This window comes from Streptosporangium sandarakinum (assembly GCF_050942225.1).
Taxonomy (GTDB): Bacteria; Actinomycetota; Actinomycetes; order Streptosporangiales; family Streptosporangiaceae; genus Streptosporangium; species Streptosporangium nondiastaticum.
Genome location: NZ_CP192034.1, coordinates 2,256,380 through 2,280,947, shown reverse-complemented (window position 1 = coordinate 2,280,947; position 24,568 = coordinate 2,256,380). Strand labels below are relative to the sequence as shown.

The window sequence follows — 24,568 nt, the reverse complement described above, 5'->3', positions numbered from 1 at the left end:
TCACCTGGCCGCCCTCGCGGCCGCGATCAGATTGGTCGTGGACCGGCCGGACACCAGCGGCAGGATCACGCTCTCTCCCCCGGTCCGGCGGACGGTCTCGGCCTCGGGCAGGTCCAGCGCCGTGTAGTCGCCGCCTTTGACCCACACGTCGGGGCGGAGCCGTTCGATCATCGCCACCGGGGTGTCCTCGTCGAACACGGCCACGGCGTCGACGCACTGCAGCGCGCGCAGCACCTCCACCCGGTCCCGCTGGCCGACCACGGGCCGCCCCGGGCCCTTCAGCCGCCGCACCGAGGCGTCGGAGTTGACGCACACGATCAGCGCGTCCCCCAGCGCCCGCGCCCGGCGCAGCAGGCTGACGTGCCCGGCGTGCAGCAGGTCGAAGCAGCCGCCCGTCGCGATCAGCCGCCCGCCGGTGGCCCGGACCACCTCGGCCACCTCCGTGGCCGTGCGCGGCCGGTCCCCGGGCGCGGGCGCGGGCGTCCGCACCATCGCCGCCCCGCCGTTCTCCACGAACCGGGCGGCCTCGGCGACGCCGGTCCCGACGGCCTCCTCCACCGACGCGCCGGAGGCCAGCGCGAGCGCGGCGGCCCCGGAGAACCGGTCGCCCGCGCCGCAGGCGTCCGGGCCCGTCGAGCACACCGGCGGCGGCATCCGCGTGGACCGGCCGCCCCGCCGGGCCAGCACGGCGCCCTCCCCGCCCAGCGTCACGGCCACCGCCTCGGCGCGCAGCGTCCGGACGAGGTGGCGGGCCATCCGGTCGGGCGACAGGCGCGGCTGGGCGCTCAGCGTCCGGGCCTCGGACTCGCTCGGGGTGACCAGCGTGCAGCCGGGCGGGGGCAGCGGTCCCCGCGGGTGCGGGTCCCACACCAGCGGTACGGCCGCCCCGCGCAGGAAGTGACCCAGGACCTCGGCGACGCCGCGGCCGTAGTCGGACACCAGGACCGCGCCCGCGCCGCGGAGCAGCGACTCGACCTGCCCGGCCCGGCGGGCGTCGAGGGCCGGGTCCGCCCGGCCGTCACCGGTGTCGACGCGCAGCATGGTCTGCCCCCGGGCCCGCACCCGGGTCTTGGTGATCGTGGTGCCCTGCAGCGGCAGCCGTACCACCTCGACCCGGCCGGACAGCAGGCCCAGCAGGCAGCGGCCGGGGTGGTCGTCGCCGAAGGCGGCGACCAGGACCACCTCGGCGCCGCCCTCGGCGGCCAGCACCGCGGCGAGCCCCGCCCCGCCGGGGCGGCGGTGCTCCTGGCTGCCCGCCACGACCGGCACGGGGGCGTCGGGGCACAGCCGTTCGGCGTCGCCCTCGACGTCCACGTCGAGCAGCGTGTCCCCGATGACGACGATCGGCCGCGCGATCATCCGGTCGCCTCCTCCATCGCGTCCTCCACCGCGTCGCAGAGCATGTGGATCACCGCGAGGTGTACCTCCTGCACGGTCGCGGTGTCCCCGGCGGGCACCGCCAGGACCTCGTCGCACAGAGCGGCCAGCGGGTTGGGCGCCGGGCCGGTCAGCGCCCAGGCCGCGATGCCCGTCCGGCGGGCGGCGCGCGCCGCGGCCAGCACGTTCGGGCTGCGCCCGCTGGTGGACAGGCACATCAGCACGTCACCGGGACGGCCGTGCGCCCGCACCTGGCGGGCGTAGACCTCATCGGCGCCGAAGTCGTTGCCGATCGCGGTCACCGCCGAGGTGTCGGCGTGCAGCGGTATCGCCGCGTACGGCTCCCGGTCGGCGCGGTAGCGGCCGACCAGCTCGGCGGTCAGGTGCTGGGCCTCGGCCGCCGAGCCGCCGTTGCCGCAGACCAGCAGCCTGCCGCCGCCGCCCAGCACGGCCGCGAGCTTGCGGCCCCACACGGAGATCGTCGCCGTGTCGGCGTCCATCGCGCGGAGCGCGGTGCGCAGGCGCGACAGGTGCGGGTGCACGGTCATCCCCCCGCCACGGCGACCCGGGCCCCGCGGCCCGCGAGGACGTCCAGGTAGACCGACTCGGTGCGGGCCGCCACCCGCGGCCAGCCGTACCGGGTGACGGCGCGCCGCCGGCCGGCCTCGGCGAGCGACGCCCGCAGCTCGGGGCGGCCCAGCACGTCGAGCAGGGCCCGCGACAGGGCTCGCGGGTCGCGGGGCGGCACCAGCACGCCGCAGCCGGCGACGGTGTCGAGGTGTCCGCCGACCGAGGAGGCGACCACGGGCACCCCGCAGGCCATCGCCTCGACCGGGACCATCCCGAACGGCTCGTACCACGGCACGGTCACCAGCGCGTCGGCCGAGCGCATCAGGGCCGGCACCTCGGCGCGGCCGACGCTGCCCAGCAGGTGGACCCGGCCGGTCAGCCCGCAGGCCGTGGCCAGGCCGGCCAGCCGCACCGCCTCGTCGTCGCGCGGCGTGCCGCCGACGATGAGCAGCTCGGCGTCCGGCAGCCGGCACAGCGCCCGCACGACGGTGTCCAGCCCCTTGCGGGGGACCATCCGGCCGACGCAGAGCACCCGCGGCGCCGGGCCGCGCGGGGCGACCGGCCCGTCGGGGCGGAACAGCTCCAGGTCCACCCCGCAGGGCACCACGGCGATCCGTTCGTGGCCGACGCCCATGCGCAGCAGCTCGCTCACCTCGTCGCGGCAGGTCGCCACGATCGCGTGCGCCCGGCGCGCGATGTCGGTCTCGGCGGCGACGCGTCCGGGCGGGCTGGTGTCGGCCGGGCCCTGCCAGCGCCGCTTGACCACGCCCAGGGCGTGGAAGGTCTGCACGACCGGCACGCCGAGGTCCCGCGCCGCGGCGAGGGCGGCCAGCCCGCTCATCCAGAAGTGGGCGTGGACCACGTCGGGTGGCCGTTCGGCCCACCGCCGCGCCAGATGGGCGCCGAATGCGGGCATGTACGGCAGCAGCTCGTCCTTGGGCAGGTCCTCGGCGGGCCCGGCGGGGACGTGCTCGACGGTCAGCCCGGGTCCGGCGGAGACGTGTTCCGGCTGGTCGGGCGCGGTGCGGCGGGTGTGCACGGTGACCTCGTGGCCCCGCTCGGCGAGGGCGGCGGCCAGGGCGGCGACGTGGACGTTCTGCCCGCCCGCGTCCACGCCGCCGACGGCCGCGAGGGGGTTGGCGTGCTCCGACACCAGGGCGATCCTCATGACACGACCTCCTTCACACCTCACGGCACGGCCTCCTGCGCCGGCGCCCTCACGGCCCTCTCCTCTGCCACGGCCCCCCTCACGGCACGGCCTCCTTCACGGGCGCCAGGCGGCCGACGGCCTCGACGACCCGCGTGGGTGACACCGACGACAGGCACGGGTGGCCGGGCACCGGGCAGATCCGGGCGCGGCTCCCCGCGCACGGGGCGCCCTGGTCACCGAGCAGCACCGACGGCACGCCGTACGGGGCCCAGCGGACGGCCGGGACCACCGGGGCGAACAGGATGACCACCGGTGTGCCGACCGCCGCCGCCAGGTGGGCGGGGCCGGTGTTGGCCACCACGACCGCGCTCGCCCCGGCGAGCACCGCGGCCAGCTCGGCGAGGGACGTCCGTCCGCCGAGGTCCCGGACGGCCTCCGCGGTGTCCGGGACGGCTCCCCCGGCCTCCGGAACGGCCTCTCCGGCGTCGGAGCCGCCCGTCCCGGCGTACCCGGCGCCGCCGGCCACCCGCCGGGTCAGTTCGCACTCGCCGGGTCCCCCGGTGACGACGACCCGCCGGCCCGCGCGGACCAGCTCCCGGACCGCCTCGGCGCAGTGGCCCTCCGGCCAGGCCCGGGCCGGCGCGGAGGCGCCGGGGTGGACCACGACGTAGCCGGGCGGCCCGGTGAGGTGCGCGACCGACGGCAGCGGACGCCGTACGGCGAGCCGGCCGTCGTCGCCGGGCGGCAGGCCGAAGCCGGCGGCGCGGGCCACCGCGAGCATCCGCTCGGTTTCGGGCACGTCCGCGGTCTCGTCCACGATGTGGCGGACGTCCAGCAGCGAGCCGGGGTAGTCCTCGCTGATCGCGGCGATCCGGGGCACCCCGGCCAGCCTGAGCAGCAGCGCCGGCGGCAGCGACGACTGGTGGAAGGAGGTGAGGATCAGCGCCTGGTCGGGGGCGATCTCCCGGATGAGCCTGATCAGCCGGATGACGTGCGGGCCGGTCACCGGCTGCGGGTCGGGGTCGATCCACGGGGCCCGCCACTCCAGCACGCGGTCCACGCCGGGCAGCAGCCCGGCCGCGGCCCGGCCGTTGGGCCCGGCCAGCAGCACCACCCGGCGGGCCGACGCGGCGACGGCGCGGACGGCCGGGCCGGCGAGCAGCACGTCCCCCGCGTTGTCGAGGCGGACGACCAGGACGGTGCCGGCCGGGGCGCCGTTGACGGCACGGGCCGGGGCGCCGGTCGCGGCGGTCACGGCGGACGCGGCACGGGTCACGGCGGGCGTGGAGCGGGCCGCGTCGCCGCTCGCCGGGCCGTTCACCGGGCCGTTCACCGGGCCGTTCGCCGTGCCGTTCACGGGGCCCGTCACAGCCGGATCCGCAACTCGCCGCGCAGCCGGTGCGCGCAGGCCGCCGGTGGGATGAGCACGCTGGTGATCAGCATCCGGCCGATCTCCGCGGGGGTGCGCGGCCCCGGGGCGATCCTGGCCCAGGCGAACTCGGCGGTCAGCGCCAGCCAGCCCGCCCCGGCCGCCGCCGCGGTTCCCCTGGCCAGCGCGCGCGCCGGGCTCCGGCCCCGTTCCTGGAGAGCCGGACGCCGAACCCGCCGGTCACGTGCCCGTCCGGCCGCCCGGCCGCGGGCCGGTGCGCCGGGGCCGGCGATCCCGGCGATCATGGGCAGCGCGCCCGCGAGGAGCGCCAGCCCGCCGAGGCAGGTGGTCAGCGCGTGGCGGCGCAGCCGTCCGGAGCCGCTTCCGATGGCCGCCCGCCAGGCCGGGCCGTGCAGGTGGCGCATCAGCGCGTCGTCGGCGTTGCCGCGCTGGCGGCGCACGCTCGCCCACGGCCCGTCCTCGCGCACCGGATGACCGGTGACGCGCTCGCCCTTGACCAGGCGGTAGCCGGCGGCCTTCACCCGCAGTGCGAGATCGGCGTCCTCCCGGTAGGCGCGCGGGAAGCGCTCGTCGAACCCGCCGACCCGCTCCAGCGCCTCGCGCCGGTAGGCCATGTCGGCGGTGATCCAGTGGGAGCCCGCGAGCCCGGCTGTGTTGCGCTCGTCGTCGGTCGGCCGCCTGCCCTCGGGCGGCGGCACGTGGATGCGGCCCTGACTGCCCCCCACATCGGCGGGCAGGCCGTCCAGATCGGCGCGGAGCGCCTTCGCCCAGCCGGGCGCGGGCAGCACGTCGTCGTCCAGGAACACGATCCACGGGGTGTCCGCGGCCCGCCAGCCGGCGTTGCGGGCGGCGGCCGGCCCCCTGCCGCCCGAACGCACCGTCCGCACCCCGTCCGGCACCGGAAGGGGTGCGGCGCGGGCGCTCTCCGGACGGTCGTCGGCGACGATGACGTCCAGGCCCGCGTCCAGTGCGGCGAGCGTCGCGGCGAGGCTCGGCCGGCCCACGGTCGGGACCACCACGGTGATCATGCGGCGAACACCCCCGCCCGGCGCACCAGGAACGGTCCCAGCGCCAGAACGTCCACCGGTGCCGACCCGAAACACTCCAGCGCGTCCCGCGGATCGTCGGCCATCGGCCGGCCCGCGGTGTTGAGGCTGGTGTTGACCAGCACGGGCAACCCGGTGCGGGCCTCGAACTCCTCCAGCAGCCGCGCCAGCAACGGCTCGCTCCCCGGCTCGACGGTCTGGACGCGGGCGGTGCCGTCCACGTGCACCACCGCCGGGATCCGGCTCCGCCACTCCGGCGCCACGTCGTGGACGAACAGCATGTACGGGCTCGGCACCGGCCCCCGGCTGAAGATCCGTCCCGCGCGGTCGGCGAGCACCATGGGGGCGATGGGGCGGAACTGCTCGCGGCCCTTGACGTCGTTGAGCCGCTCGGTGTTGGCCGCGTGCCCCGGATGAGCCAGCAACGACCGGTGCCCCAGCGCGCGGGGACCGTACTCGCTGCGCCCCTGGAACCACGCCACGATCCGGTCGGCGGCCAGTTCGTCGGCGACCGCCGCGGCCAGGTCCGCCGGCCGCTCGCAGGAGACGTTCGCCGTCCGCAGCCAGGCCGCCAGCTCCGCCTCGCTCCAGGACCGGCCCAGATCCGCGCCCGGCATCGGCGCGACCGGCTCCCCGCCGCCGCCGCCAGGTGCAGCGCGCCGCCCAGCGCGGTGCCGGCGTCCCCTGCGGCGGGCTGCACCCACACGTGCTCGAACGGGGTGGCCTCGGCGATGCGGGTGTTGGCCACGCAGTTCAGCGCCACCCCGCCGGCCATCGTCAGCACGCGCCGGCCGGTACGGCCGTGCAGCCACCGCGCCAGGTCCACCAGCACCTCCTCCAGCCTGGCCTGCACGCTGGCGGCGAGGTCGGCGTGCTCGCCCGTCCACTCCCGATGCGGGCGCAGGGGTTTGGCGAAGACGCTCCAGTCCACCGGTTCGGTGCGGAACCCGCCGTCCCCGGTGGGGTAGACGAGCGCGCGCAGCTCGGGCAGGAAGCGGGGGCGGCCGTAGGAGGCCAGCGCCATCACCTTGTACTCGTCGCTGGAGTGCAGGAATCCCAGGTGGGTGGTCAGGCTCTCGTACAGCAGGCCCAGCGAGTGCGGCAGTCCCTGGGCGGCGAGGATCTCCAGGGAGCCGCCGCGATACGCGCCGGCCAGGTGGGAGACCGCCTCGCCGCGGCCGTCGCACACCAGGACGGCCGAGTCGGTGAACGGCGCGGCCAGGCCCGCGGAGGCGGCGTGCGCGATGTGGTGGGGCACGAAGCGCACCCGCGCCGCGTCCAGCCCCGGCAGCGCGCCGGCCAGGAAGGACGGGGCGCGGCGGGCGTAGGTGGTGCGCAGCTCCTCCCAGCCCGGATCCTGGCCCGGCCCGCCGGGCACCACCAGGTCGGGGTCGTAGGAGTAGGCCACCGCGTCCAGGTCCTCCGGGCGCAGCCCGGCCCGGGCCAGGCACCAGGCCGCGGCCCGCTCGGGCAGTTCCCACGCCGAGAACGGCACCGGGCGCTTGCCGTGCTTGCGGCGGCTGAAGCGTTCCTCCTCGGCCGCCGCGACCACTTCTCCGTCGACGACCAACGCGGCGGCCGGATCATGAAAGATCGCATTTATCCCGAGAAATCTCATTGAGTCGCCTCTCGTGATGTAGTTACTTAACTACCGAGAGCAGCGCTTCTCAAAACGAACATTCCGGGAAAAGAGCCTCTAAGAGAAGCAAACATCGCTAAACATCACTCTGTGGAATTTTTCTCCTGGCCGACGGGCCCGGTCGGTGTGTCATACAGGAGGGGCGGTCACCGCCCCTCGGTCACCGCCCCTCCGTCGCCGTCCCCGGGTCAGCGCCCCTCGGTCTCATCCAGGTCCCACGCCTCGGATCCGGCGACGCCCTTGCGGTCGTCGATCATCTGCGGCTCGGGGCCTTCGGTGTCGACGCCCTCCGGGGTCTCGGCCCCGGCCGTGTCCACCCGGTCGTCGGGCACCTGCGCCGGCGGGTTGTCGCGCTCCGGATCGGTCTCGGTCATGGGTGCTCTCCTGCCTCCTCGGAAGATCCCCCCGAACCCCGGCACGACGCGCCCGGCTTCCGGGGGGCGTGGCCTTTCGCACGCGGAGGCTTCCCTATCCATCGGGCGGGCCCTTATAGCGGGCGGAGGTAAATATTGCGGAACCGGGCCGCCGCCCGAGCAGGAGGAGACCCGACCGGCCCCCGTGCCGTCCGCCGGAAGCCGTCACACGAACGGGGAGAAGCCCGTCAGTCCCGCCGCGTCCCGGCCGCCGGAGGGGACCGCCGCACGGGCACGGAGAAACCCGCGACCGCGATCTTGCGGATCACGGCCGTGAGCGCCGCGGTGGCGATCGCCGTCCAGGTCTGCGCCTGCGACAGGCGCAGCAGCCCCGCGGCGAGGAGGAAGTCCAGCAGCACCGCGACCGCGGTACGAGGCCCGGCGGTGGGGAGAGCCGCCAGCGCGGCGACCACCCCGGCGGCGACGATCAGGTTGACGACCGCCTGGATGATCTCTCCCATTCCCTGCCCCACCGTCCTCTCCGTCCTCCCCGGCCCGCCCTGCCGGGCCGGGCGGCGCCGTACCCGATCCGCCGGACCCGGCGGGCTCCGGAGGGTGCCGGACGCGGGGGCCGGGCGGCGCCGTACCTCATCGGCCGGGCCCTCCGGCGGTTCCGGGCGCCGGAGGCCGGGCGGCGTCCACCACGCGGCCCTCCCTTTCGATCTCCTTGCCGAGGAAGAAGTTCAGCGCCGTCCGGATGGCCGCGATCGCGGCGAGCTGGCCTATCTGGCCGAAGCTCGGCGCCACGGCCGTGCGCAGCACGTCCCCGGCGAGCTGGAACTCCAGCCCGAGGACGAGGAACCGCCCCAGGAACAGGCGTACGCCCACGAACCCCTGCTCCTCCCGCCGCCGCACCGCGACCAGCAGGAACCGCACGAACGCCACGGCCGCGCCGGCGAAGATGACCAGCGCGCCCGCCGCCTCGACGAGGCGGACGAACAGGCTGACGACCTCCCGAAGCGTCTCCTCGGGCAGGAGTTCCGGCATGTGGTGCTGTTACCCGCCGCCGGGCACGCGGACCCCTCGGCCCGGTCGGTCCCGGAGCGTGAGTTCGCCCTCGCGCCGGGAGGCGTGAGATCGTTGCGCCCCATGAGCGGTTCGTTGACGATGCCCCGTGTCCTCCTGCTGGCCGTACTCGCCGCCGGGCTCTCCGCGTGTTCGGCGGACGGCGGCGCGGCCGCTCCCCCGCCGTCCCCGGCGGTCTCCTCTCCCGCCCCGGCGGAGAGCACCCCCGCCGGGGAGCCCTCGGTCTCCGCCGTGCCCACCTTCCCGGACGAGTCCTCGGACGGCTCCGCGGATGGTTCCGCGGAGCCGACGGCGGACCCCGACGTGGCCGCCCGGGATGACGAGGCCGACGACGCGGAGCAGGCCATCTACCTGCTCGGCAACCTCGGCATGAACCCGGCGCAGCCGGACACGCTGGACGTGCTGACCGGCGCGGGTGACACCCAGTCCGTCCCGCTCAGCCCGCACGCCCTGGTGCTCGACCAGCGGGGCAGGATCTGCGACAAGGGGAAGGTGCCGCACCGCTGCACCGTGGACCAGCTCAGGAAGGCGCTGGGCGCCCGCAAGGAGGTCCGCGCCAAGGTGACGCTCAGGAAGGGGACCGCCGTGCTGGTCGAGGAGGTCACCGAGGACTGACCGGTCCGGGAGGTCGGTCCGGGAGGTCGAAGGACCCGGGGGCGGACGGCCGGCCCCGTCCGGGGCCTTCCGTCCGGATCCTTCCCGCCCGGGGTCTCAGGCCAGGCAGCGCAGGGCGTCCCGCAGCTCCGGGTCGAGACGTCCCTCGGGCAGCCGGCCGACCGTGGCGTCGACGAACTCCGCCACGGGCAGTCGCTCGCTCCGGCCGTCCATCCGCACCGCGACCCGGTCGCCGTCCGGTTCGGCCCGGGCCGGGGAGTCCCGCTCGGTGAGGACGAACGCGCCCACCGCCGCCCGCCACCGGGCGCGCCCGCCGACCTCGTCGTCCCCCACGGGCGCCCCGACGTCGTCGGCGTGGGTGGCGTACTCGGAGTCGTAGTGGAACGCCTGCAGGCCCACCGGGTACGGCCCGGCCATGGTCGGCAGCTCGGCGTCGCGTCCCAGCTCGCGCATGCGCCGGCGCGTCTCCCCGTTGGCCCGGCGCCACTCGTCGAGCACCTCCTCGACGGGGACGTCGCGGCGGCGCCGTACGCACCATTCGTTGAAGCCGTTGTAGCCGCCGCCGACGCCCTCGCGTTCGAGCCTCGCGCGGAAGCCCTCCAGGTCGTCGTCCAGGCAGGCGTGGTTGTACAGCTCCTCCCCGGCCAGGTGGGCGAGGACGTCCCGCACCGACCAGCCCCCGCACCGCGAGGGGCGGGCCCACCCTCCGGCGTCGAGCCCGGAGAAGAAGCGGTCCAGGCGGGCCGCCTCGGCGTCGAAGATGTCGAAGGGGTCGAGGGAGGCCAGGCGCGCCTCGGCGTTCTCCCGGCCGCCGTGCCCCGAAGTGCTCTCTGTGCTCATGCGGGTCCGGTACCCGCCCGGCCCGCCCCCGAACGGCCCGCCCCGGTACGGCCCCCCACCCGCCCTCCGTACGGCCCGCCTCCCGTACGGCCCCGCCCTTTTGCCCGCGCGGAGGCTTGCCCGTTCCCAAAACGGGCACCCGGCTAGGACAGCAGTTCCGCGACGTGGAAGGACCCACCGGAAATGGCCGACAGGCAGAGAGTCGTCATCGTGGGGGGCGGTTTCGCGGGGTTCACCGCCGCACGCACCCTCGCCCGAATGGCCCGGGGAGCCATCGAGATCGTCCTCGTCAACCCCACCGACTACTTCCTCTACCTCCCGCTGCTGCCCGAGGTGGCCGCGGGCGTCCTCGACCCGCGCAAGGTCGCGATCCCGCTGGCGAGCAACTGCCCGGGGGTGCGGCACCTGCTCGCCTCGGCCGAGTCCGTGGACGTCGAGGCCAGGCGGGTGACGTGCGTCGACGCCGAGGGCAACCGCCGCGACCTGTCCTACGACCGCCTGGTGCTGGCCGTCGGCAGCGTCAACAAGCTGCTGCCCGTCCCCGGGGTCGCCGAGCACGCGCACGGCTTCCGCAGCGTCGCCGAGGCCCTCTACCTGCGTGACCACCTGATCCGCCAGATCGAGCTGGCCGACGCCTCCGACGACCCCGAGGAGCGCCGGGCGCGCTGCACGTTCGTCGTGGTGGGCGCCGGGTACACCGGCACCGAGGTGGCCGCCCAGGGGCAGCTGCTCACCCGCGACGCGGTCCGGCGGCGGCCGGGCCTGCGCGACCAGCCGATCCGCTGGATCCTCGCCGACCTGGCCCCGCGCATCCTGCCGGAGCTGGACCGGCGGCTGTCGGACACCGCGCAGCGCACCCTGTCCGAGCGCGGCGTGGAGATCCGCACCGGCACCAGCGTGGCCGAGGCGTACGCCGACGGGGTCAAGCTCTCCGACGGCGAGTTCGTGCCGACCCGTTCGCTGATCTGGTGCGTGGGCGTGCGACCCGACCCGTTCGTGGAGTCGATGGGGCTGCCCACCGAGAAGGGCCGGCTGCTGGTGGACGAGTACATGAACGTCCCCGGCCACCCGGAGATCTTCGCCTGCGGCGACGCGGCGGCGGTTCCGGACCTGACCAACCCCGGCAAGTTCACCGCGATGACCGCCCAGCACGCCAGCCGCCAGGGCAAGCAGGTGGCCCGCAACGTCGCCGCCACCTACGGCCGCGCCGAGCGGAAGCCGTACCGGCACAACGACCTGGGGTTCGTCGTGGACCTGGGCGGGCTCAAGGCCGCGGCGAACCCGCTGGGCGTGCCGCTGTCGGGCCTGCCGGCCAAGGCGGTGACCCGGGGCTACCACCTGCTGGCCGTGCCGGGCGGCCGGACCCGCATCGCGGGGAACTGGCTGCTGGACGCGCTGCTGCCGCGCCAGATGGTCCAGCTCGACCTCGTCCGGGGCGGTTCGGTCCCGCTGACCAGTTCCTCCCCCGAGCGGCCCGACGGCCTCAGCGGCCGCTGACCGGCTCCGGCGGCGGAAGCGGGCTCCACGCGCGGGCCCGCGGAGCCGTCCCCGCGTGTGACGGGCGGCGGCGGGGGCAGGGGCGGCGAGCATGACGACGCAGTCTTACTGGATGGAATCGGCCCCCGGCCGGCCGCACGCGACCCTGGTCCAGGACCTGGAGGTCGACGTCGTGGTCGTCGGCGCGGGGATCGCCGGGCTCAGCGCCGCCTGGGAGCTCCAGCGGGCGGGCCGTACGGTGGCGGTGGTGGAGGCGGGTCGGGTCGCGGGGGGCGTCACCGGCAACACGACCGCCAAGCTCACCGCCCTGCACACGCGGATCTACGCCCACCTGGAGAAGTCGGCGGGCGCGGAGGCCGCCCGGCTGTACGCCGCCTCCCAGCAGGCGGCGATCGAGCACCTGATCGGCACGGCGCGCGAGCTGGGGATCGACGCCGAGGTGGAGCGGATGCCCGCGTTCACCTACGCCGAGTCGGCCGACGGCGCCGAGGAGCTGTGCGCCGAGGCCGAGGCGGCGGCGCGGGCGGGGCTGCCCGCGTCGTTCGTCACCGAGACGCCGCTGCCGTTCCCGGTCGCCGGGGCGGTGCGGGTGGACGACCAGGCACAGTTCCACCCGCGCCGCTACCTCCTGGGCCTGGTCGACGCGCTGGTGGCCGGCGGCGCGCTGGTCTTCGAGCACAGCCGGGTGACGGAGCTGTCCGAGAGCGATCCATGCCGCGTCACCACCGCCGACGGCGTCACCGTCACCGCCCGCGACGTGGTGGTGGCCACGCACTACCCGGTCTTCGACCGGGCGCTGCTGTTCTCCCGGATGGAGCCGGGCCGCGAGCTGGTCGTGGCGGCGGCCGTGCCCGCGGACCGGGCGCCCGAGGGCATGTTCGTCACCACCGAGGACAACACCCGCTCGGTCCGCACCGCCCCGTACGGCGAGGGCCGCCGGCTGCTGATCGTCACCGGTGAGGCGTTCAAGCCGGGCGCCGGGAGGGTCGGCGACCGCTTCACCCGGCTCGCCTCCTGGATGGCCGACCGGTTCGGCGCCGAGCAGGTGTCCCACCGGTGGGCGGCCCAGGACAACCACACCACCGACCGGCTGCCGTTCGTGGGCCTCCTGCACCCGGGGGCGCGGCACGCCTACGTCGCCACCGGGTTCGGCGGGTGGGGCATGAGCAACGGGGTCATGGCGGGGCGGCTGCTGGCCGAGCTGATCACCGGGGGCGAATCCCCCTGGGCCGAGCTGTACGACCCCCGCCGGCTGCACCCGGTGCGCGAGGCGGGCGCGGCGCTGCGCATGCAGGCCACGGTGGCGCGGCACTTCGTCGCCGACCGCTTCGGTGCGGGACCGGCCGGGGACGCCGAGGCGCTCCGGCCGGGCGAGAGCGCGGTGCTCAAGATCGGCGGGGAGCGGTGCGCCGTCCACCGGGACGAGGCCGGCCGCCTGCACGCCGTGTCCGCGGTGTGCACCCACATGGGATGCGTGGTGGGGTTCAACGACGCAGAGCGCACCTGGGAGTGCCCCTGTCACGGCTCGCGTTTCGGCGTGGACGGCGAGGTCCTGCAGGGACCGGCCACCGAGCCGCTGGCCCCGGTCGAGGGCCTCGCGGCCGGTCCGGAAGCCGATCCCGCGGACGGTTCCGGAGCGGGTCCCGCGCGGGACCCCCGCGGACGGTGACGGAGCCGGCTCCGCGGGTGCGGGCGGGCCTCAGTCCTCCGCGCCGAGCCACAGGTCGGGGCCGAAGACCTCGTAGTGGACGTCCCGCGCCGCCACGCCCGCGCCGATCAGCGCCGAGCGCGTCACCCGCATGAAGGGCAGCGGGCCGCACAGGTAGACCGTCGCCCCCTCGGGGATCTCCACCCCGGCGAGGTCCATCCACCCGGAACGCTCGTCGCCGGTCGCGCCGGCCTCGTACCAGAGGATCCGCGTCGCGTTCGGCAGCGCGGCGACCAGCCGCTCGGTGTCCTCGCGCAGCGCGTGGTCGGCCGGGGAGCGATCGGCGTGCAGCACCAGCACGCGCCGCGTGGAGCCGGTGCCGACCAGGTGCTCCAGCATCGCGACGATGGGGGTGCAGCCGATGCCGGCCGAGGCGAGCACGAGCGGCGCGTCGCCGTCCTCCAGGGCCACGTCGCCGAAGGGCGTCGTCAGGGTGAGCTCGTCCCCCTCGCGGACGGTGGCGTGCAGGAGGTTGGAGACCTCGCCGTCCGGGCCGCCCTCGCCGCGCACCCGCTTGACGGTGATGCGCCGGGTGCCCTCGGAGTCCGTGCCGGACAGGCTGTACTGGCGGAGCTGGCGCACGCCGTCGGGCATGCGCGCCTCGACGCTGACGTACTGGCCGGGACGGGCGGGCGGGACCGGCCCGCCGTCGGCCGGGCGCAGCAGGAAGGAGACCACGTCGGGCGTCTCCTCGCGGCGCTCGACGACGAGCCACTGACGCCGGCTGTCACCGTCGGCGATGCCCGCCTCGCCGTAGAGGCGGGCCTCCATGGCGATCAGCGAGCCGGCCATCAGCCAGTACACCTCGTCCCAGGCCGCGGCGACGTCCGGGGTGACGGCGTCGCCCAGCACCTCGGCGATGGCGCCGAAGAGGTACTTGTGGACGATCACGTACTGGTCGTCGGTGACCCCAAGCGAGGTGTGCTTGTGGGCGATGCGGGCCAGCAGCGCGTCGGGGCGCTCGTCGGGGTTGTCCAGCAGCATCGTGGCGAACGCGGCGATGGAGCCGGCCAGGGCGCGGCGCTGTGCTCCGCTGGCCTGGTTGCCGCGGTTGAACAGGCCGTCGAGCAGTTCCGGCCGATCGGCGAACATCGAGCCATAGAATCGGGCGGTGATGTCGTCGAGCGATGCTCCGATGACCGGCAGCGTGCTACGGACGATCGCTGCGGACTCCGCGGACAGCATGTGACCTCCTACGACAGGTGCGGGGAAGACGCAGCCAACTTAATTTGCATCTCACATACATATTAAGGACCGCGTTGCCGTCCGCCCCCGGGGCCGGAAGTCACCCGTCGTAGGGCCGAAAGTCACATCATCCGAAAATCCGCTGTTCGGCGGGGTTCCGGCGGGGGCGGTGCCACGCCGGGACGTCAGACCGTGGCGGAGGACACTCCCGGCGTCACCTCGGAGGACCCATCGAACGGCGTCCCGGGCACCACACCGGCCTCCGTTCCGGACGCGGCCCCGGGCGTCGTCCCGGACGGCCCGCCGGACGACACCCTCGGCGGCAGCAGGTCGATCAGCACCGGGCCGGTCGGCTCCGCCACCAGGTCGTCGACCGTGATCGGGTCGAGCGCGGCGTAGAACGCCTCCCTGGCCCCTGCCAGCACCCCCCGCAGCCGGCACGCGGCCCGCAGCGGGCAGGGCACCGCGTCCTCGCAGCCCGCCACGTCGCCGTCCCCCTCCAGCGCGCGGACGATGGCGCCGACCGACGCCCGGCGACCCGCCCCGGTCAGCCGCAGCCCTCCCCCGCGCCCGCGCCGCGTGTCCACCAGTCCCATCTCGCTCAGCCGCGCCACCGCCTTGGCCGCGTGGGTGTACGGCACGGCCAGCACCTCGGCGACCGACCGGGTGGTGGGCTGCTTCTCGCCGTCCGCCACGGCCAGCCGCATCACGATACGGAGCGAGATGTCGGTGAAGGCGGTCAGACGCATGTAATCACGGTATTCCGTCCCGTCGGCCCCGGCGACCGGCCGGGACGGCGTGGCCCGCCCCCGTGGCCACGCCGCCGTGCTAGCCATGAGGACAGGTGGAGCCGCGTCTCTCCACCGCGAACGAAGGCATCTGAGCCGATCCGATTGCGGAAGCCCCTGAGGTCCGGCACGGTGCTGCGGAATGTTCGTACGAGCGGAACCGTCGTCACCGCACCGGCGTCGTCGCAGGTCCCCGGCCCGCATGAGGACCGGGAAGGGTCGCCGGACCACAGAGGAGATCATCGTGAAGAAGCTGGTCGCAGCGGCGTGGCGGCTCATTCGTGGGCCGATCCAGTGGCGGGTGCTGTGGATCTTCCAGGCGAAGTTCATGGTCGGGGTCACCGGGATCGTTCGGGACGAGGAGGGACGCGTGCTCCTTCTTCGGCACCGGATGTGGCCTGAGGGGCGGCAGTGGGGCCTGCCGACGGGTTACGCGATCAAGGGCGAGAGGTTCGAGGAGACCGTTGTCCGCGAGGTGCGCGAGGAGACCGGACTGCGGGTCCAGGTGGGCGACCTCGCGTATCTCAAAAGCGGTTACAGGCTGCGGGTGGAGGTGGCCTACGAGGCCGCGCTCATCGGCGGCACCCTGAAAATCGACTCCTTCGAGATCCTGGAGGCGAAGTGGTTCACACCGAGCGACCTCCCGGAGGGACTGCAGGAGTCACATCGGCTTCTGATCCTCGGCAAAGGCGAGTGATCGGCCTGGCGGGCGGCCCGGCCCCGTTGGCGCCGGGCGGGCACATGGTGGAGGCGCGGCAGGTGAGACGGGACGACAGCCCGATCACCGTCCCCGGCCGCCCGGCAGGTGGGCCAGCAGCATGTCCAGCGGCCGCGGCACGCGGCCGGGCTCGAGTGCCGCGGTGAGCAGGCCGGAGTAGCGGATCTTACGGCCGCCCCCTGCCCCCATGAACCGGCGTAGCTGGTCGTGCGCGGCGCGCCCGCGCCACGCGGGCTGCCTCTGCAGCGTGCGGAACGAGCCGAGCTCACCCTCGGCGTCGAGGACGCGCTCGACCGCGGCGACGCCGAGGGCGCGGATCAGCTCATCCTCCAGATCGGCGACGCACACGAAGAACCCGAGCGCCTCCAGACCGCTCCGGTCGAGATCGGATCCGAGACCGGCGCGCTCAAGAGCCCTCCGGTAGTCGCCCTCCTCCCCGGCGTCGCACAGACCGGCCAGCCGGAGACCGTGACCGGCAGGGCCGTACCTGCCGATATGGGCCCCGATGTTCGTGGCACCGCCCATCGCCACGACGGAGACGCCCCCGGCCGCCAGGTCCCGGCCACGGCGTTCGGCCAGCACCTCGACGGCCGACTTGTCACTGACTCCCTCGACCAGGACCACGGTCCGCGTGTCACTCACGAGACCAGCCTGGCACCGGGCCCGGAGAGGTTCATCCTCTTTTACGCACCGGAAGGTCACCGGCCGCGGAGCACGACCGCGGAGCGGCGGGAGCGGTTCCCGATCACCCTTCCCCGCCGGGCCGGCCGGAGGTGTGCTATCAATTAAATGACCGAACAGCGGGTTTTGGTCAAAATTCTCGGGACGGCTGGTTCACACGGACATGACGGCACAGAGCAGACCCCACGACGGCTCGGGGACCGAAGCGGAAGACGGCCCGGGAGACGGGCCGATGGCCGCCTCGGAAGACGGGCCGGGGACCGGGACGGAAGGCGGGCCGGGAGGCGGGGCGCGGCCCAGGCGGCCCGGCCGGCCCCCGCGGGACGCCGCCCGGCACCTGGAGCGGGCGCACCGCATCCTCGACACCGCCGGCGAACTCGTCCTCGACCGGGGCTACGACGCCACCACCATCGGGGACATCGCCCGGCGCGCCGGGGTCGCCAAGGGCACGATCTACCTGCACTGGCGGACCCGCGAGGAGCTGTTCGCCGCGTTGCTGCGCCGGGAGCGGGCCGACATGGCGGCCGAGGTGCGGCGGCGCGCGGAGGACACCCCCGGCCGGCTCCGCGACCTGCTCGGCCTGCTCGCAGCCGGGCTGCTCCGCAGACCCCTGCTACGGGCGAGCCTCCTCGGCGACTCGGCGGTGCTGGGCGGGCTCACCCGGGCCAAGCGCGACGACCGGGCGGACGCCGAGCTGCGCGCCGGGTTCGGCCCCTACCTCGCCGAGCTGACCCGGCACGGCGCGCTGCGGGCCGACCTGACGCCCGCCGAGCACGTGACGGCCCTCTCCTCCATCCTCTACGGGTTCCTGACCATCCCCCGCATGCTGCCCGGGACGTACGTCCCGGACGACGGGCGGCTGGCGGAACTGGTCGCGGACGCCTGCGGCCGGACGCTGGAGTCCGGCACGGCGCCCACCGACGACGACGCCCGCGAGATCCGGCGGGCGACCCTGCGCTACATCGACTTCGTCCTGGAGAGCGCGCGGCACAAGCTGTGCCTGTCCCTGGGCACCGAGGAGACCCCCCGATGAACGTCATCCCGTTGTCCGACGCCGCAGCCGACCTCGCGACCGCGGGCGGCAAGGGCGCCTCCCTCGCCCGGCTGGCCCGCGCGGGCCTGCCGGTCCCCGGCGGCTTCTGCGTCACCACCGGCGCCTACCGCGACTTCGTCTCCCGCGACGGCCTGCACGACGAGATCACGCGCGCCGTCGCCGGCCTGCCCGCGGACCGGGCCGCCCGGCGGATCGCCGAGCTGTTCGCCGGCCGGGAGGTCCCCGCGGAGACCGCCGCGGAGATCCTCGCCGCCCACGCGAAGCTCGGTGACGACGTCCCGGTCGCCGTGCGGTCGTCGGCCACCGCCGAGGACCTGCCCGGGATGTCCTTCGCCGGGCAGCAGGACACCTACCTCAACGTCCGCGCCGACGGCCTGGTGGCGGCGGTCGCGCGCTGCTGGGCGTCGCTGTGGACCGAGCGGGCCATCGCCTACCGGACCGGCCAGGGCGTCCCGCACGACGACGTGGCGCTGGCCGTGGTCGTCCAGGAGCTGGTGCCCGCCGACGCGGCCGGCGTCATGTTCACCGCCGACCCGGTCACCGGCGCCCGCGACCGGATCGTGCTCAACGCCTCCTGGGGTCTGGGCGAGGCCGTCGTCGGCGGGCTGGTGACGCCCGACACGGTCGTGGTCGACCGGTCCACCGGCGAGGTCGCCGAGGAGCGCGTCGCCGACAAGACCGTCATGACGGTCCGTACGGCCGGCGGCACCCGCGAGGAGCCGGTCCCGGACGACCTGCGCCGCCGTCCCGTGCTCGACCGGGCGCGGGCCGTACGGCTGGCCCGGCTGGGCGAGGAGATCGAGGAGCTGTACGGCGCGCCCATGGACGTCGAGTGGGCCCTGCACGACGGCACGCTCCACATCCTGCAGGCCCGCCCGGTCACCGGCCTGCGGCGACGCGTCGAGGAGTGGAACGACACCCTCAAAGGCGACTACCTGTGGACCTCCGCCAACCTCGGCGAGGCCATCCCCGACGTGATGACGCCCTGCACCTGGTCGGTGGTGCGGCTCTTCATCACCGAGGCCATGTCGGCCTCGGCGCTGCCCGGCTTCGACCTGGTCGGCAACATCGGCGGCCGGTTCTACATGAACCTGAGCGTGATGCACTCGATCGCCGCGGCGCTGGGCATGAAGGGGCGGCTCGGCGCGACCGAGCAGGTCTTCGGCAGGCTCCCGCCCGGCCTGGACGTGCCGCCGCTGCCCGCCTCCCGCTGGGAGATCATCAGGGCCGTGCTGCCCCTGGCCTTCACGCTGCGCCGGCGGGTGCGGGTCAACCTCGCGCGGATGCCCGCCTTCCTCGCCACGGCGCGGGAGCGCAACGCGCGGCTGCGCGGGCGGATCGCCGCGACGGCCTCCCCCGGCGAGCTGGCCGCCCTGTGGGAGGGGGAGCTGCTGCCGTACCTGGTGGAGGCGTGCCGGTCCCTGGAGGCCGCCGGGCGGCAGGGCGGCGCGACCCTGGTCATGACCCGCGACCGGCTGCGCAGGCTGGTGGGTGAGATCGACGCCGAGGCGATGCTCACCGGGGCCGGGGCCGACGGGGAGCTGGCCAGCCTCGGCCCGATCGTCGGCCTGGGCAGGCTGGCCAGGGGCGAGATCGACCGGGAGACGTTCGCCCGCGAGTACGGGCACCGGGGCCCGCACGAGTTCGAGCTGTCGGTCCCCCGGCCCGGCGAGGACCCGCGGTGGGTCGACGCGCAGCTCGCCGCCATGTCCGGCGCCGAGGACCGGGAGGAGAAGCTGTTCACCCGCCGCCGGGAGGCGGGCGAGGCGGCCTGGCGGCGGTTCGGGGAACGCTTCCCTCGCCGGGTCGCCGCCACGCGGCGGCGGGTGGCGCGATGGAACGCGGTCGTCCGCGACCGCGAGGCGACCCGCTCGGAGGTGATCAGGGCCTTCTGGGCGGTCCGCGACCTCGTGCTGCGGGCCGGGGAGCTCACCGGCCGCGGCGAGGACCTGTTCTTCCTGTCGATCCAGGAGGTCATCGCCCTGCTGCGCGGCGACGATAGCCCCCTGGACCATGTCGAGGTACGGCGGGCGACCTACGAGCGCTACGCCGCCCTGCCCGCCTACCCCACGCTGATCGTCGGCCGCTTCGACCCCGAGCGCTGGGCCGCCGACCCGGACCGGCGGCGTGACCTCTTCGACGCCCGGGGCGGCGGCGTGCCGGTGAGCGAGACGGTCACCGGGTTCCCCGGGGCGCCCGGGATCGTCGAGGGCACGGCCCGCGTCATCGACTCCCCCGAGGACGGTGACCGGCTCGCCCCGGGCGAGATCCTCGTGACGACGCTGACCAACATCGGCTGGACCCCGATGTTCCCCCGCGCCGCCGCCGTCGTCACCGACATGGGCGCGCCCCTGTCGCACGCCTCGATCGTCGCGCGCGAGCTGGGCATTCCGGCGGTGGTCGGCACCGGCAACGCGACCATGCGCCTGCGCGACGGCGACCGGATCAGGGTGGACGGCGAGCGCGGCACCGTGGAGGTCCTCACCGCCTGACGGCGGCACGCGGCGCCGGGGCTCTAAGCTGCCGGTCATGCGATGCCTCCCCCCGATCGGCGCCGGTCCGCGGCGCCCCGCCGCCGCCGTCCGCCGGACCGCCCCCGCGGTGGTCGCCTGCCTGACCGCCTTCCTGGCCGCGGTGCCGTACGGGGCGGCCGCGCGGGCCGACTCGGTCGCGGATCCGCACGCCGCCACGCGGGTCCTCCCGGCGGCGGCGCCGTACGGGACGGCCGCGCGGCCTCACGGAACGGCCGGCCGGGCCGGGTCCGCCGGGAGCCCGTCGCTGGGGAGGGGAAGGCCGGCGGTCACGTCGTGCCCGGAGCCGCCGCTCGTCGACGGCGGGATCCCCCGGTCGCGGGAGTACCTCACGGCGATCATGGGGTGCCTGAACAGGTCGTGGTCCGGCCACTTCGCGCGTGCCGGACTGCGTTTCCGCGCGCCCACGGTCCGCTTCTACGAGGAGCCCGCCGAGCGCGTGTGCGGCGTACCCTGGCCCACCGGCGCGGCGGCCTTCTACTGCACGGAGAAGGCCACGGTGGTGTTCCCGCTCACCGGCGACTGGATCGAGGGCCGGACCGACCTGTACCCGCTGAAGATCGCGGCGCACGAGTACGGTCACCACCTGCAGAGCCTCACCGGCTTCCGGGCCCGCTACGAGGCCCGCGCCCGCGCGGACCGTACCCGCCGGGCCGAGCTCAACCGCCGTTACGAGCTGCAGGCGGACTGCCTGTCGGGGGTGTTCCTGGGCAGCGTGCGCGGCTCCCTGTCCCGCACCGCGCCGGACTGGACGGCCCTGTCGGAGGCGATCCGGGCCGCCGGCGACGACGGTGACGACGGCCCGCGCACCCACGGCACCGGCGCCCACCGGGGCCACTGGTTCGACCGCGGTCTCCGCACGGTCTCCCCGGCCGCCTGCGACACCTGGGCGGCCCCGCCGTCCGCGGTGTCGTGACCGGCGGAGCCGCCCCGGCGGGCACGGACGGCACGGGCGGCACGGGCGGCACGGCGGGTGGGGGCGGCGCGGCGGGTACGAGTAGCACGACGGGTACGGGCGGCGCGGGTGTCCCGGCGGGCACGGGCGGCACGGTGAGGGAGGTGGGCGCGTGCTGAGACTGGACCGGCTGGTGAACGTCCTCGGCGGGTACGGCGCCCGCCTGTGCTGCGCCCCGGCGTCGCGGGCGGTGGAGCTGCGCAGCGTGGCGGTGCACGACCCGACCGACCCTCACCCCGCGACCGGCGACGTGTTCCTGTCGGTCGGCGTGGACTCGGCGGCCGACGCCGTACGGCTGGCCCGGGCGGCGCGGGCCGCCGCGGTGCTGGTGCGCGGACGGCCGCCGCTGGACGAGGAGGCCCTGGCCGGCGCCCGGGACGCCGGGATCGCCGTGCTGCTGGTGGAGCCGGAGGTGTCGTGGAGCCAGCTGGCCGGCGTGGTGTACGGGCTGGTGGTCGAGGGCCGCCAGACCGACGCCGGGCGGGGGCCCACCGACCTGTTCGCCCTGGCCGACGCGCTGGCGGCCGAGGTCGGCTCCGCGGTGACGATCGAGGACCAGATGTCGCGGGTGCTGGCCTACTCCGGTTCGCAGCAGGCCGCCGACCCGGCACGGCTGGAGACGATCCTGGGCCGGCGGGTGCCGGAGGCGATGCGCCGGCTGTTCGAGCGCGGGGGCGTCTTCGCGCACCTGACGACCTCCGACGAGCCTCTGTTCGTCGAGCCCTCGCCCGAACACGGCCTGCGGGGACGCATGGTGGTCGCGGTGCGCGCCGGACGCGAGCTGCTCGGCTCGATCTGGGTGGAGTGCGAGCGCCCGCTGCCCGAGGAGCGCCGGGTCGTCCTCGTGGACGGGGCGCGGGCCGTCGCGCTGCACCTGCTGCGGTCCCGGGTCGGCGCCGATCTGGAGCGCCAGGTGGAGTCGGACCTCGTCATCCGGCTGCTGGAGGGCACGGCCGAGGCGCCATCCCTGGTCAGCAGGCTCGGCCTGCCCCGGGGCCGGTTCCGGGTGATCGCGTTACAGGCCCACGTCGCCGAGGAGCGGCACGCGGCGATCCTGCTGGCCTTCGAACGCGCGACCACGGGGTTCGGCTGGTCCCGGCCGGGACGCAGCGCGCTGTTCGGCAACACCCTGTACACCGTGCTGCCCTGCGGCGGCGACCCCGGGCCCGCCCGCGACTGGCTCGCCTCGATCGTGAACGTCCTGCCGCGGCGGGTCACCGTGTTCGCCGGCGTCGGCGGAGCCGCGGACCTGGGCCAGTTGCCCGCGAGCCGGCAGGAGGCCGACGAGAGCCTCGCCCTGCGGGCCGCCCGGCCCGGCGGCGACCTGGCGGTCGTCTACGACGAGTCGTGGGACGGGATCCTGCTGCAGCGCCTGCGGGCGGCCGCCTCCGCCGGGCGCGTCCCGGCCCGCGGACCCGTCGCCGAGCTGACCCGGCACGACGCCGAGCACGGCACCCGGTACATCGCGACGCTGCGCGCCTGGCTGGAGGAGCAGGGGGACCCGGTCGCCGCCGGGAGCCGCCTGGGCGTCCACCCCAACACCGTCCGCTACCGGCTGCGCCGGATGAGGGAGATCACGAACCTGCAGCTGGAGCTGCCGGAGAAGCGGCTGGCGATGATCATCGCGCTGGCCGCCGGGCAGGACGAGCGGTCCTGACCCCGGGCGGCGGCCCCGGCCTCCCGGTGTCCGCGGCGGCTCCCGGGACCGGCGGCTCCCGAAGGCGTCCCGGCGGCCCCCGGGAACATCCCGGCGTCTCCCGAAGGTGATGCGGGATCTCCGGGAACGTCCCGGCGGCCCGGGTGTTTGTCGCGGCCGGACAAGCCCGGCGCCCCCGGTTGTCCGGCACAGACAGACCGTTCCCACGCCGGGCGCGTCATGCTCGTGCCACGTGGGCAAGACCCGCGTCGGGCGTACGACGAGCGTACGTCCGCCGGACGCCGTGCGTACGGCGAGCGGACGAGTCGGAGCGGAGAGATTGTCATGGGCATCGAGGGCGGACCGCGCACGGCGGTGGTGATCGGCGCCGGCGTGGTGGGACTGTCCACCGCCTGGTTCCTGCAGGAGCGCGGCGTGGAGGTCACCGTGGTCGACCGCGACGGCGTCGCCGCGGGCGCGTCGTGGGGCAACGCGGGCTGGCTCTCCCCGGGGCTGGCCATCCCGCTGAACGAGCCCGGGGTGCTGCGCTACGGCATGCGCTCCCTGCTGGACCCGAGCGCCCCGCTGCACGTGCCGGCCACGCTGGACACGAAGCTGTGGTCCTTCCTCACCCGGTTCGCCGCCAACTGCACCTGGCGGTCGTGGGGCCGCGCCGTACAGGCCAACCTCCCGTTCAACGAGGAGTGCCTGGAGGCGTTCGACGTGCTCACCGCCAACGGCGTCGAGTCCCCCACGATCGAGGCGCCGATCCTGGCCGGGTTCGAGACCTCGCGCCAGGCCGTGGGCCTCCTGCACGAGCTGCGCCGCATCAACCGGTCCGGGCTGCACATCGACTACGAGGTGCTCGACCGCGACCGCCTCGCCGGGTACGCGCCGCAGCTCTCCTCCGGGGTGCGGGTCGGGATCCGGCTGGACGGCCAGCGCTACGTCGACCCCGGGGAGTTCACCCGCTCGCTGGCCCGCTCGGTCGTCGCCCGCGGCGGCGTCATCCGGTCCGGCTTCCGGGTGACCGGGGTGGATGACGACGCGGGCCGGCTCACCGTCCGGTCCGGCGCGGGGGACGGCGTCACCGCCGACGCCGTCGTCCTGGCCACCGGCGCCTGGCTGAACGTGCTCGGCCGGGAGTGGGGGGTGCGGACGCCGGTGCGCGCCGGGCGCGGCTACTCCTTCACCGTGCCGACCACCGAGCCGGTGCCGGGGCCGATCTACCTGCCCGCCGTACGCGTGGCCTGCACGCCGTACCAGGGCGGGCTGCGCGTCGCCGGGACGATGGAGTTCCGCGACGCGGACGCCCCCCTGGAGCCGCGGCGGGTCCAGTCCATCATCGAGTCCGCCCGGCCGCTGCTGACCGGCGTCTCCTGGGAGGAGCGCACCGACACCTGGGTCGGCCCCCGCCCCGTCACGCCCGACGGGCGGCCGCTCGTCGGCGCGACCAACGCGCCGGGACGGTTCGTCGCGGGCGGGCACGGCATGTGGGGGTTCACCCACGGGCCGGTGACCGGGCGCATGCTCGCCGAGCAGATCACCACCGGCAAGCAGCCCGGGGCCCTGCGCGACTTCGACCCCACCCGCTGAGGAGCCCATCCGCGGAGAACCTCATCATCTGAGCGAACCCACCGCCGCCCGCGCCGCCCGGCGCGGGCGGCGGTGGCATGAGAACCTTTGCCGCCTCCTGACCGGTATGTGCCATTGGGCCGAGGCGGTGGGACCAAAGACCCTGATGTTCAA

20 protein-coding genes and 2 pseudogenes are annotated in these 24,568 nt (G+C 75.5%); 9 read left to right on the top strand and 13 right to left on the bottom strand.

The features are described 5' to 3' along the window. The 9 genes and pseudogenes from rfaE2 to ACQP10_RS10665 form a co-directional block, all read right to left on the bottom strand. Positions 1-1,359, bottom strand: a complete 1,359-nt coding sequence (rfaE2, locus tag ACQP10_RS10705; RefSeq protein WP_346020549.1) for a D-glycero-beta-D-manno-heptose 1-phosphate adenylyltransferase — start codon at positions 1,357-1,359, stop codon at positions 1-3. Continuing rightward, a complete protein-coding gene (locus tag ACQP10_RS10700; RefSeq protein ID WP_362746502.1) occupies positions 1,356-1,919 on the bottom strand; it encodes a D-sedoheptulose-7-phosphate isomerase in 564 nt (187 codons plus the stop codon). The genes rfaE2 and ACQP10_RS10700 overlap by 4 nt, the downstream gene beginning before the upstream one ends. A gap of 2 nt (positions 1,920-1,921) precedes the next feature. Then, positions 1,922-3,115: a glycosyltransferase gene (locus ACQP10_RS10695; RefSeq protein ID WP_179818698.1), complete on the bottom strand. Its 1,194-nt coding sequence runs from the start codon at positions 3,113-3,115 to the stop codon at positions 1,922-1,924. A 79-nt stretch (positions 3,116-3,194) separates the two neighbouring features. Further along, the gene (locus tag ACQP10_RS10690) at positions 3,195-4,292 is read right to left on the bottom strand and encodes a glycosyltransferase family 9 protein (RefSeq protein WP_346020947.1); all 1,098 of its coding nucleotides are present in this window, start codon (positions 4,290-4,292) and stop codon (positions 3,195-3,197) included. A 170-nt stretch (positions 4,293-4,462) separates the two neighbouring features. Next, positions 4,463-5,515 (bottom strand): glycosyltransferase family 2 protein, encoded by a 1,053-nt coding sequence (locus ACQP10_RS10685; RefSeq protein WP_433541290.1) that lies wholly within the window; start codon positions 5,513-5,515, stop codon positions 4,463-4,465. Beyond that, positions 5,512-7,151 (bottom strand): annotated as a pseudogene (locus ACQP10_RS10680) (carbamoyltransferase family protein). Before ACQP10_RS10680 ends, ACQP10_RS10685 begins: the two are co-directional and overlap by 4 nt. A gap of 209 nt (positions 7,152-7,360) precedes the next feature. Beyond that, the gene (locus tag ACQP10_RS10675) at positions 7,361-7,546 is read right to left on the bottom strand and encodes a hypothetical protein (protein WP_179818701.1); all 186 of its coding nucleotides are present in this window, start codon (positions 7,544-7,546) and stop codon (positions 7,361-7,363) included. 227 nt (positions 7,547-7,773) lie between these two features. Next, positions 7,774-8,046 carry a hypothetical protein gene (locus tag ACQP10_RS10670; RefSeq protein WP_346020553.1) on the bottom strand — a complete coding sequence of 91 codons (273 nt, stop codon included), beginning with the start codon at positions 8,044-8,046 and terminating at the stop codon, positions 7,774-7,776. Between the two features lie 127 nt (positions 8,047-8,173). Next, on the bottom strand, positions 8,174-8,572 hold the full coding sequence (locus ACQP10_RS10665; protein WP_399499670.1) for a DUF1622 domain-containing protein: 399 nt from the start codon (positions 8,570-8,572) through the stop codon (positions 8,174-8,176). Positions 8,573-8,674: 102 nt separating this feature from the next. Here ACQP10_RS10665 and ACQP10_RS10660 point away from each other — a divergent pair, with 102 nt between their 5' ends. Next, positions 8,675-9,226 (top strand): hypothetical protein, encoded by a 552-nt coding sequence (locus tag ACQP10_RS10660; protein ID WP_389997568.1) that lies wholly within the window; start codon positions 8,675-8,677, stop codon positions 9,224-9,226. Between the two features lie 96 nt (positions 9,227-9,322). Here ACQP10_RS10660 and ACQP10_RS10655 read toward each other — a convergent pair whose 3' ends face one another. Then, complete coding sequence (locus ACQP10_RS10655) at positions 9,323-10,066, bottom strand: maleylpyruvate isomerase family mycothiol-dependent enzyme (RefSeq protein ID WP_346020556.1); 744 nt, start codon at positions 10,064-10,066, stop codon at positions 9,323-9,325. Between the two features lie 183 nt (positions 10,067-10,249). On the opposite strand from ACQP10_RS10655, the gene ACQP10_RS10650 reads away from it, so the two are divergent. Both ACQP10_RS10650 and ACQP10_RS10645 read left to right on the top strand, forming a co-directional pair. Beyond that, positions 10,250-11,563 carry an NAD(P)/FAD-dependent oxidoreductase gene (locus ACQP10_RS10650; RefSeq protein ID WP_399499673.1) on the top strand — a complete coding sequence of 438 codons (1,314 nt, stop codon included), beginning with the start codon at positions 10,250-10,252 and terminating at the stop codon, positions 11,561-11,563. Between the two features lie 91 nt (positions 11,564-11,654). Beyond that, positions 11,655-13,232, top strand: coding sequence for an FAD-dependent oxidoreductase (locus ACQP10_RS10645; protein WP_433541289.1), 1,578 nt, complete (start codon positions 11,655-11,657; stop codon positions 13,230-13,232). A 30-nt stretch (positions 13,233-13,262) separates the two neighbouring features. On the opposite strand, the gene ACQP10_RS10640 is transcribed toward ACQP10_RS10645, so the two are convergent. Continuing rightward, the gene (locus ACQP10_RS10640; RefSeq protein ID WP_346020559.1) at positions 13,263-14,456 is read right to left on the bottom strand and encodes a globin domain-containing protein; all 1,194 of its coding nucleotides are present in this window, start codon (positions 14,454-14,456) and stop codon (positions 13,263-13,265) included. 326 nt (positions 14,457-14,782) lie between these two features. After that, a pseudogene (locus ACQP10_RS10635) lies at positions 14,783-15,205 on the bottom strand (RrF2 family transcriptional regulator); the annotation flags it as partial. 283 nt (positions 15,206-15,488) lie between these two features. Here ACQP10_RS10635 and ACQP10_RS10630 point away from each other — a divergent pair. Further along, positions 15,489-15,941, top strand: coding sequence for an NUDIX domain-containing protein (locus ACQP10_RS10630; RefSeq protein ID WP_346020560.1), 453 nt, complete (start codon positions 15,489-15,491; stop codon positions 15,939-15,941). Positions 15,942-16,025: 84 nt separating this feature from the next. Here the strand turns inward: ACQP10_RS10630 and ACQP10_RS10625 are convergent, their stop codons facing one another. After that, positions 16,026-16,604 carry a TOPRIM nucleotidyl transferase/hydrolase domain-containing protein gene (locus ACQP10_RS10625; protein ID WP_399499676.1) on the bottom strand — a complete coding sequence of 193 codons (579 nt, stop codon included), beginning with the start codon at positions 16,602-16,604 and terminating at the stop codon, positions 16,026-16,028. A 271-nt stretch (positions 16,605-16,875) separates the two neighbouring features. On the opposite strand from ACQP10_RS10625, the gene ACQP10_RS10620 reads away from it, so the two are divergent. The 5 genes from ACQP10_RS10620 (at position 16,876) to ACQP10_RS10600 (ending at position 24,415) form a co-directional block, all read left to right on the top strand. Continuing rightward, a complete protein-coding gene (locus ACQP10_RS10620; RefSeq protein ID WP_346020562.1) occupies positions 16,876-17,676 on the top strand; it encodes a TetR/AcrR family transcriptional regulator in 801 nt (266 codons plus the stop codon). Next, positions 17,673-20,189 (top strand): PEP/pyruvate-binding domain-containing protein, encoded by a 2,517-nt coding sequence (locus tag ACQP10_RS10615; protein WP_346020563.1) that lies wholly within the window; start codon positions 17,673-17,675, stop codon positions 20,187-20,189. Before ACQP10_RS10620 ends, ACQP10_RS10615 begins: the two co-directional genes overlap by 4 nt. Before the next feature lie 37 nt (positions 20,190-20,226). Further along, a complete protein-coding gene (locus tag ACQP10_RS10610) occupies positions 20,227-21,144 on the top strand; it encodes a neutral zinc metallopeptidase (protein WP_433541288.1) in 918 nt (305 codons plus the stop codon). Between the two features lie 151 nt (positions 21,145-21,295). Then, positions 21,296-22,840 carry a PucR family transcriptional regulator gene (locus ACQP10_RS10605; RefSeq protein WP_433541287.1) on the top strand — a complete coding sequence of 515 codons (1,545 nt, stop codon included), beginning with the start codon at positions 21,296-21,298 and terminating at the stop codon, positions 22,838-22,840. Positions 22,841-23,164: 324 nt separating this feature from the next. Then, complete coding sequence (locus ACQP10_RS10600; RefSeq protein WP_346020566.1) at positions 23,165-24,415, top strand: NAD(P)/FAD-dependent oxidoreductase; 1,251 nt, start codon at positions 23,165-23,167, stop codon at positions 24,413-24,415. The last annotated feature ends 153 nt before the right edge of the window (positions 24,416-24,568 follow it).

Bases quoted from the DNA above. Each gene is read 5' to 3' on its own strand.
- ACQP10_RS10660 (WP_389997568.1), top strand. From the start codon at position 8,675: ATGAGCGGTTCGTTGACGATGCCCCGTGTCCTCCTGCTGGCCGTACTC.
- ACQP10_RS10685 (WP_433541290.1), bottom strand. From the start codon at position 5,515: ATGATCACCGTGGTGGTCCCGACCGTGGGCCGGCCGAGCCTCGCCGCG.
- ACQP10_RS10675 (WP_179818701.1), bottom strand. From the start codon at position 7,546: ATGACCGAGACCGATCCGGAGCGCGACAACCCGCCGGCGCAGGTGCCC.
- ACQP10_RS10670 (WP_346020553.1), bottom strand. From the start codon at position 8,046: ATGGGAGAGATCATCCAGGCGGTCGTCAACCTGATCGTCGCCGCCGGG.
- ACQP10_RS10620 (WP_346020562.1), top strand. From the start codon at position 16,876: ATGGCCGCCTCGGAAGACGGGCCGGGGACCGGGACGGAAGGCGGGCCG.
- ACQP10_RS10645 (WP_433541289.1), top strand. From the start codon at position 11,655: ATGACGACGCAGTCTTACTGGATGGAATCGGCCCCCGGCCGGCCGCAC.
- rfaE2 (WP_346020549.1), bottom strand. From the start codon at position 1,359: ATGATCGCGCGGCCGATCGTCGTCATCGGGGACACGCTGCTCGACGTG.
- ACQP10_RS10640 (WP_346020559.1), bottom strand. From the start codon at position 14,456: ATGCTGTCCGCGGAGTCCGCAGCGATCGTCCGTAGCACGCTGCCGGTC.
- ACQP10_RS10650 (WP_399499673.1), top strand. From the start codon at position 10,250: ATGGCCGACAGGCAGAGAGTCGTCATCGTGGGGGGCGGTTTCGCGGGG.
- ACQP10_RS10600 (WP_346020566.1), top strand. From the start codon at position 23,165: ATGGGCATCGAGGGCGGACCGCGCACGGCGGTGGTGATCGGCGCCGGC.
- ACQP10_RS10615 (WP_346020563.1), top strand. From the start codon at position 17,673: ATGAACGTCATCCCGTTGTCCGACGCCGCAGCCGACCTCGCGACCGCG.
- ACQP10_RS10655 (WP_346020556.1), bottom strand. From the start codon at position 10,066: ATGAGCACAGAGAGCACTTCGGGGCACGGCGGCCGGGAGAACGCCGAG.
- ACQP10_RS10695 (WP_179818698.1), bottom strand. From the start codon at position 3,115: ATGAGGATCGCCCTGGTGTCGGAGCACGCCAACCCCCTCGCGGCCGTC.
- ACQP10_RS10610 (WP_433541288.1), top strand. From the start codon at position 20,227: ATGCGATGCCTCCCCCCGATCGGCGCCGGTCCGCGGCGCCCCGCCGCC.
- ACQP10_RS10665 (WP_399499670.1), bottom strand. From the start codon at position 8,572: ATGCCGGAACTCCTGCCCGAGGAGACGCTTCGGGAGGTCGTCAGCCTG.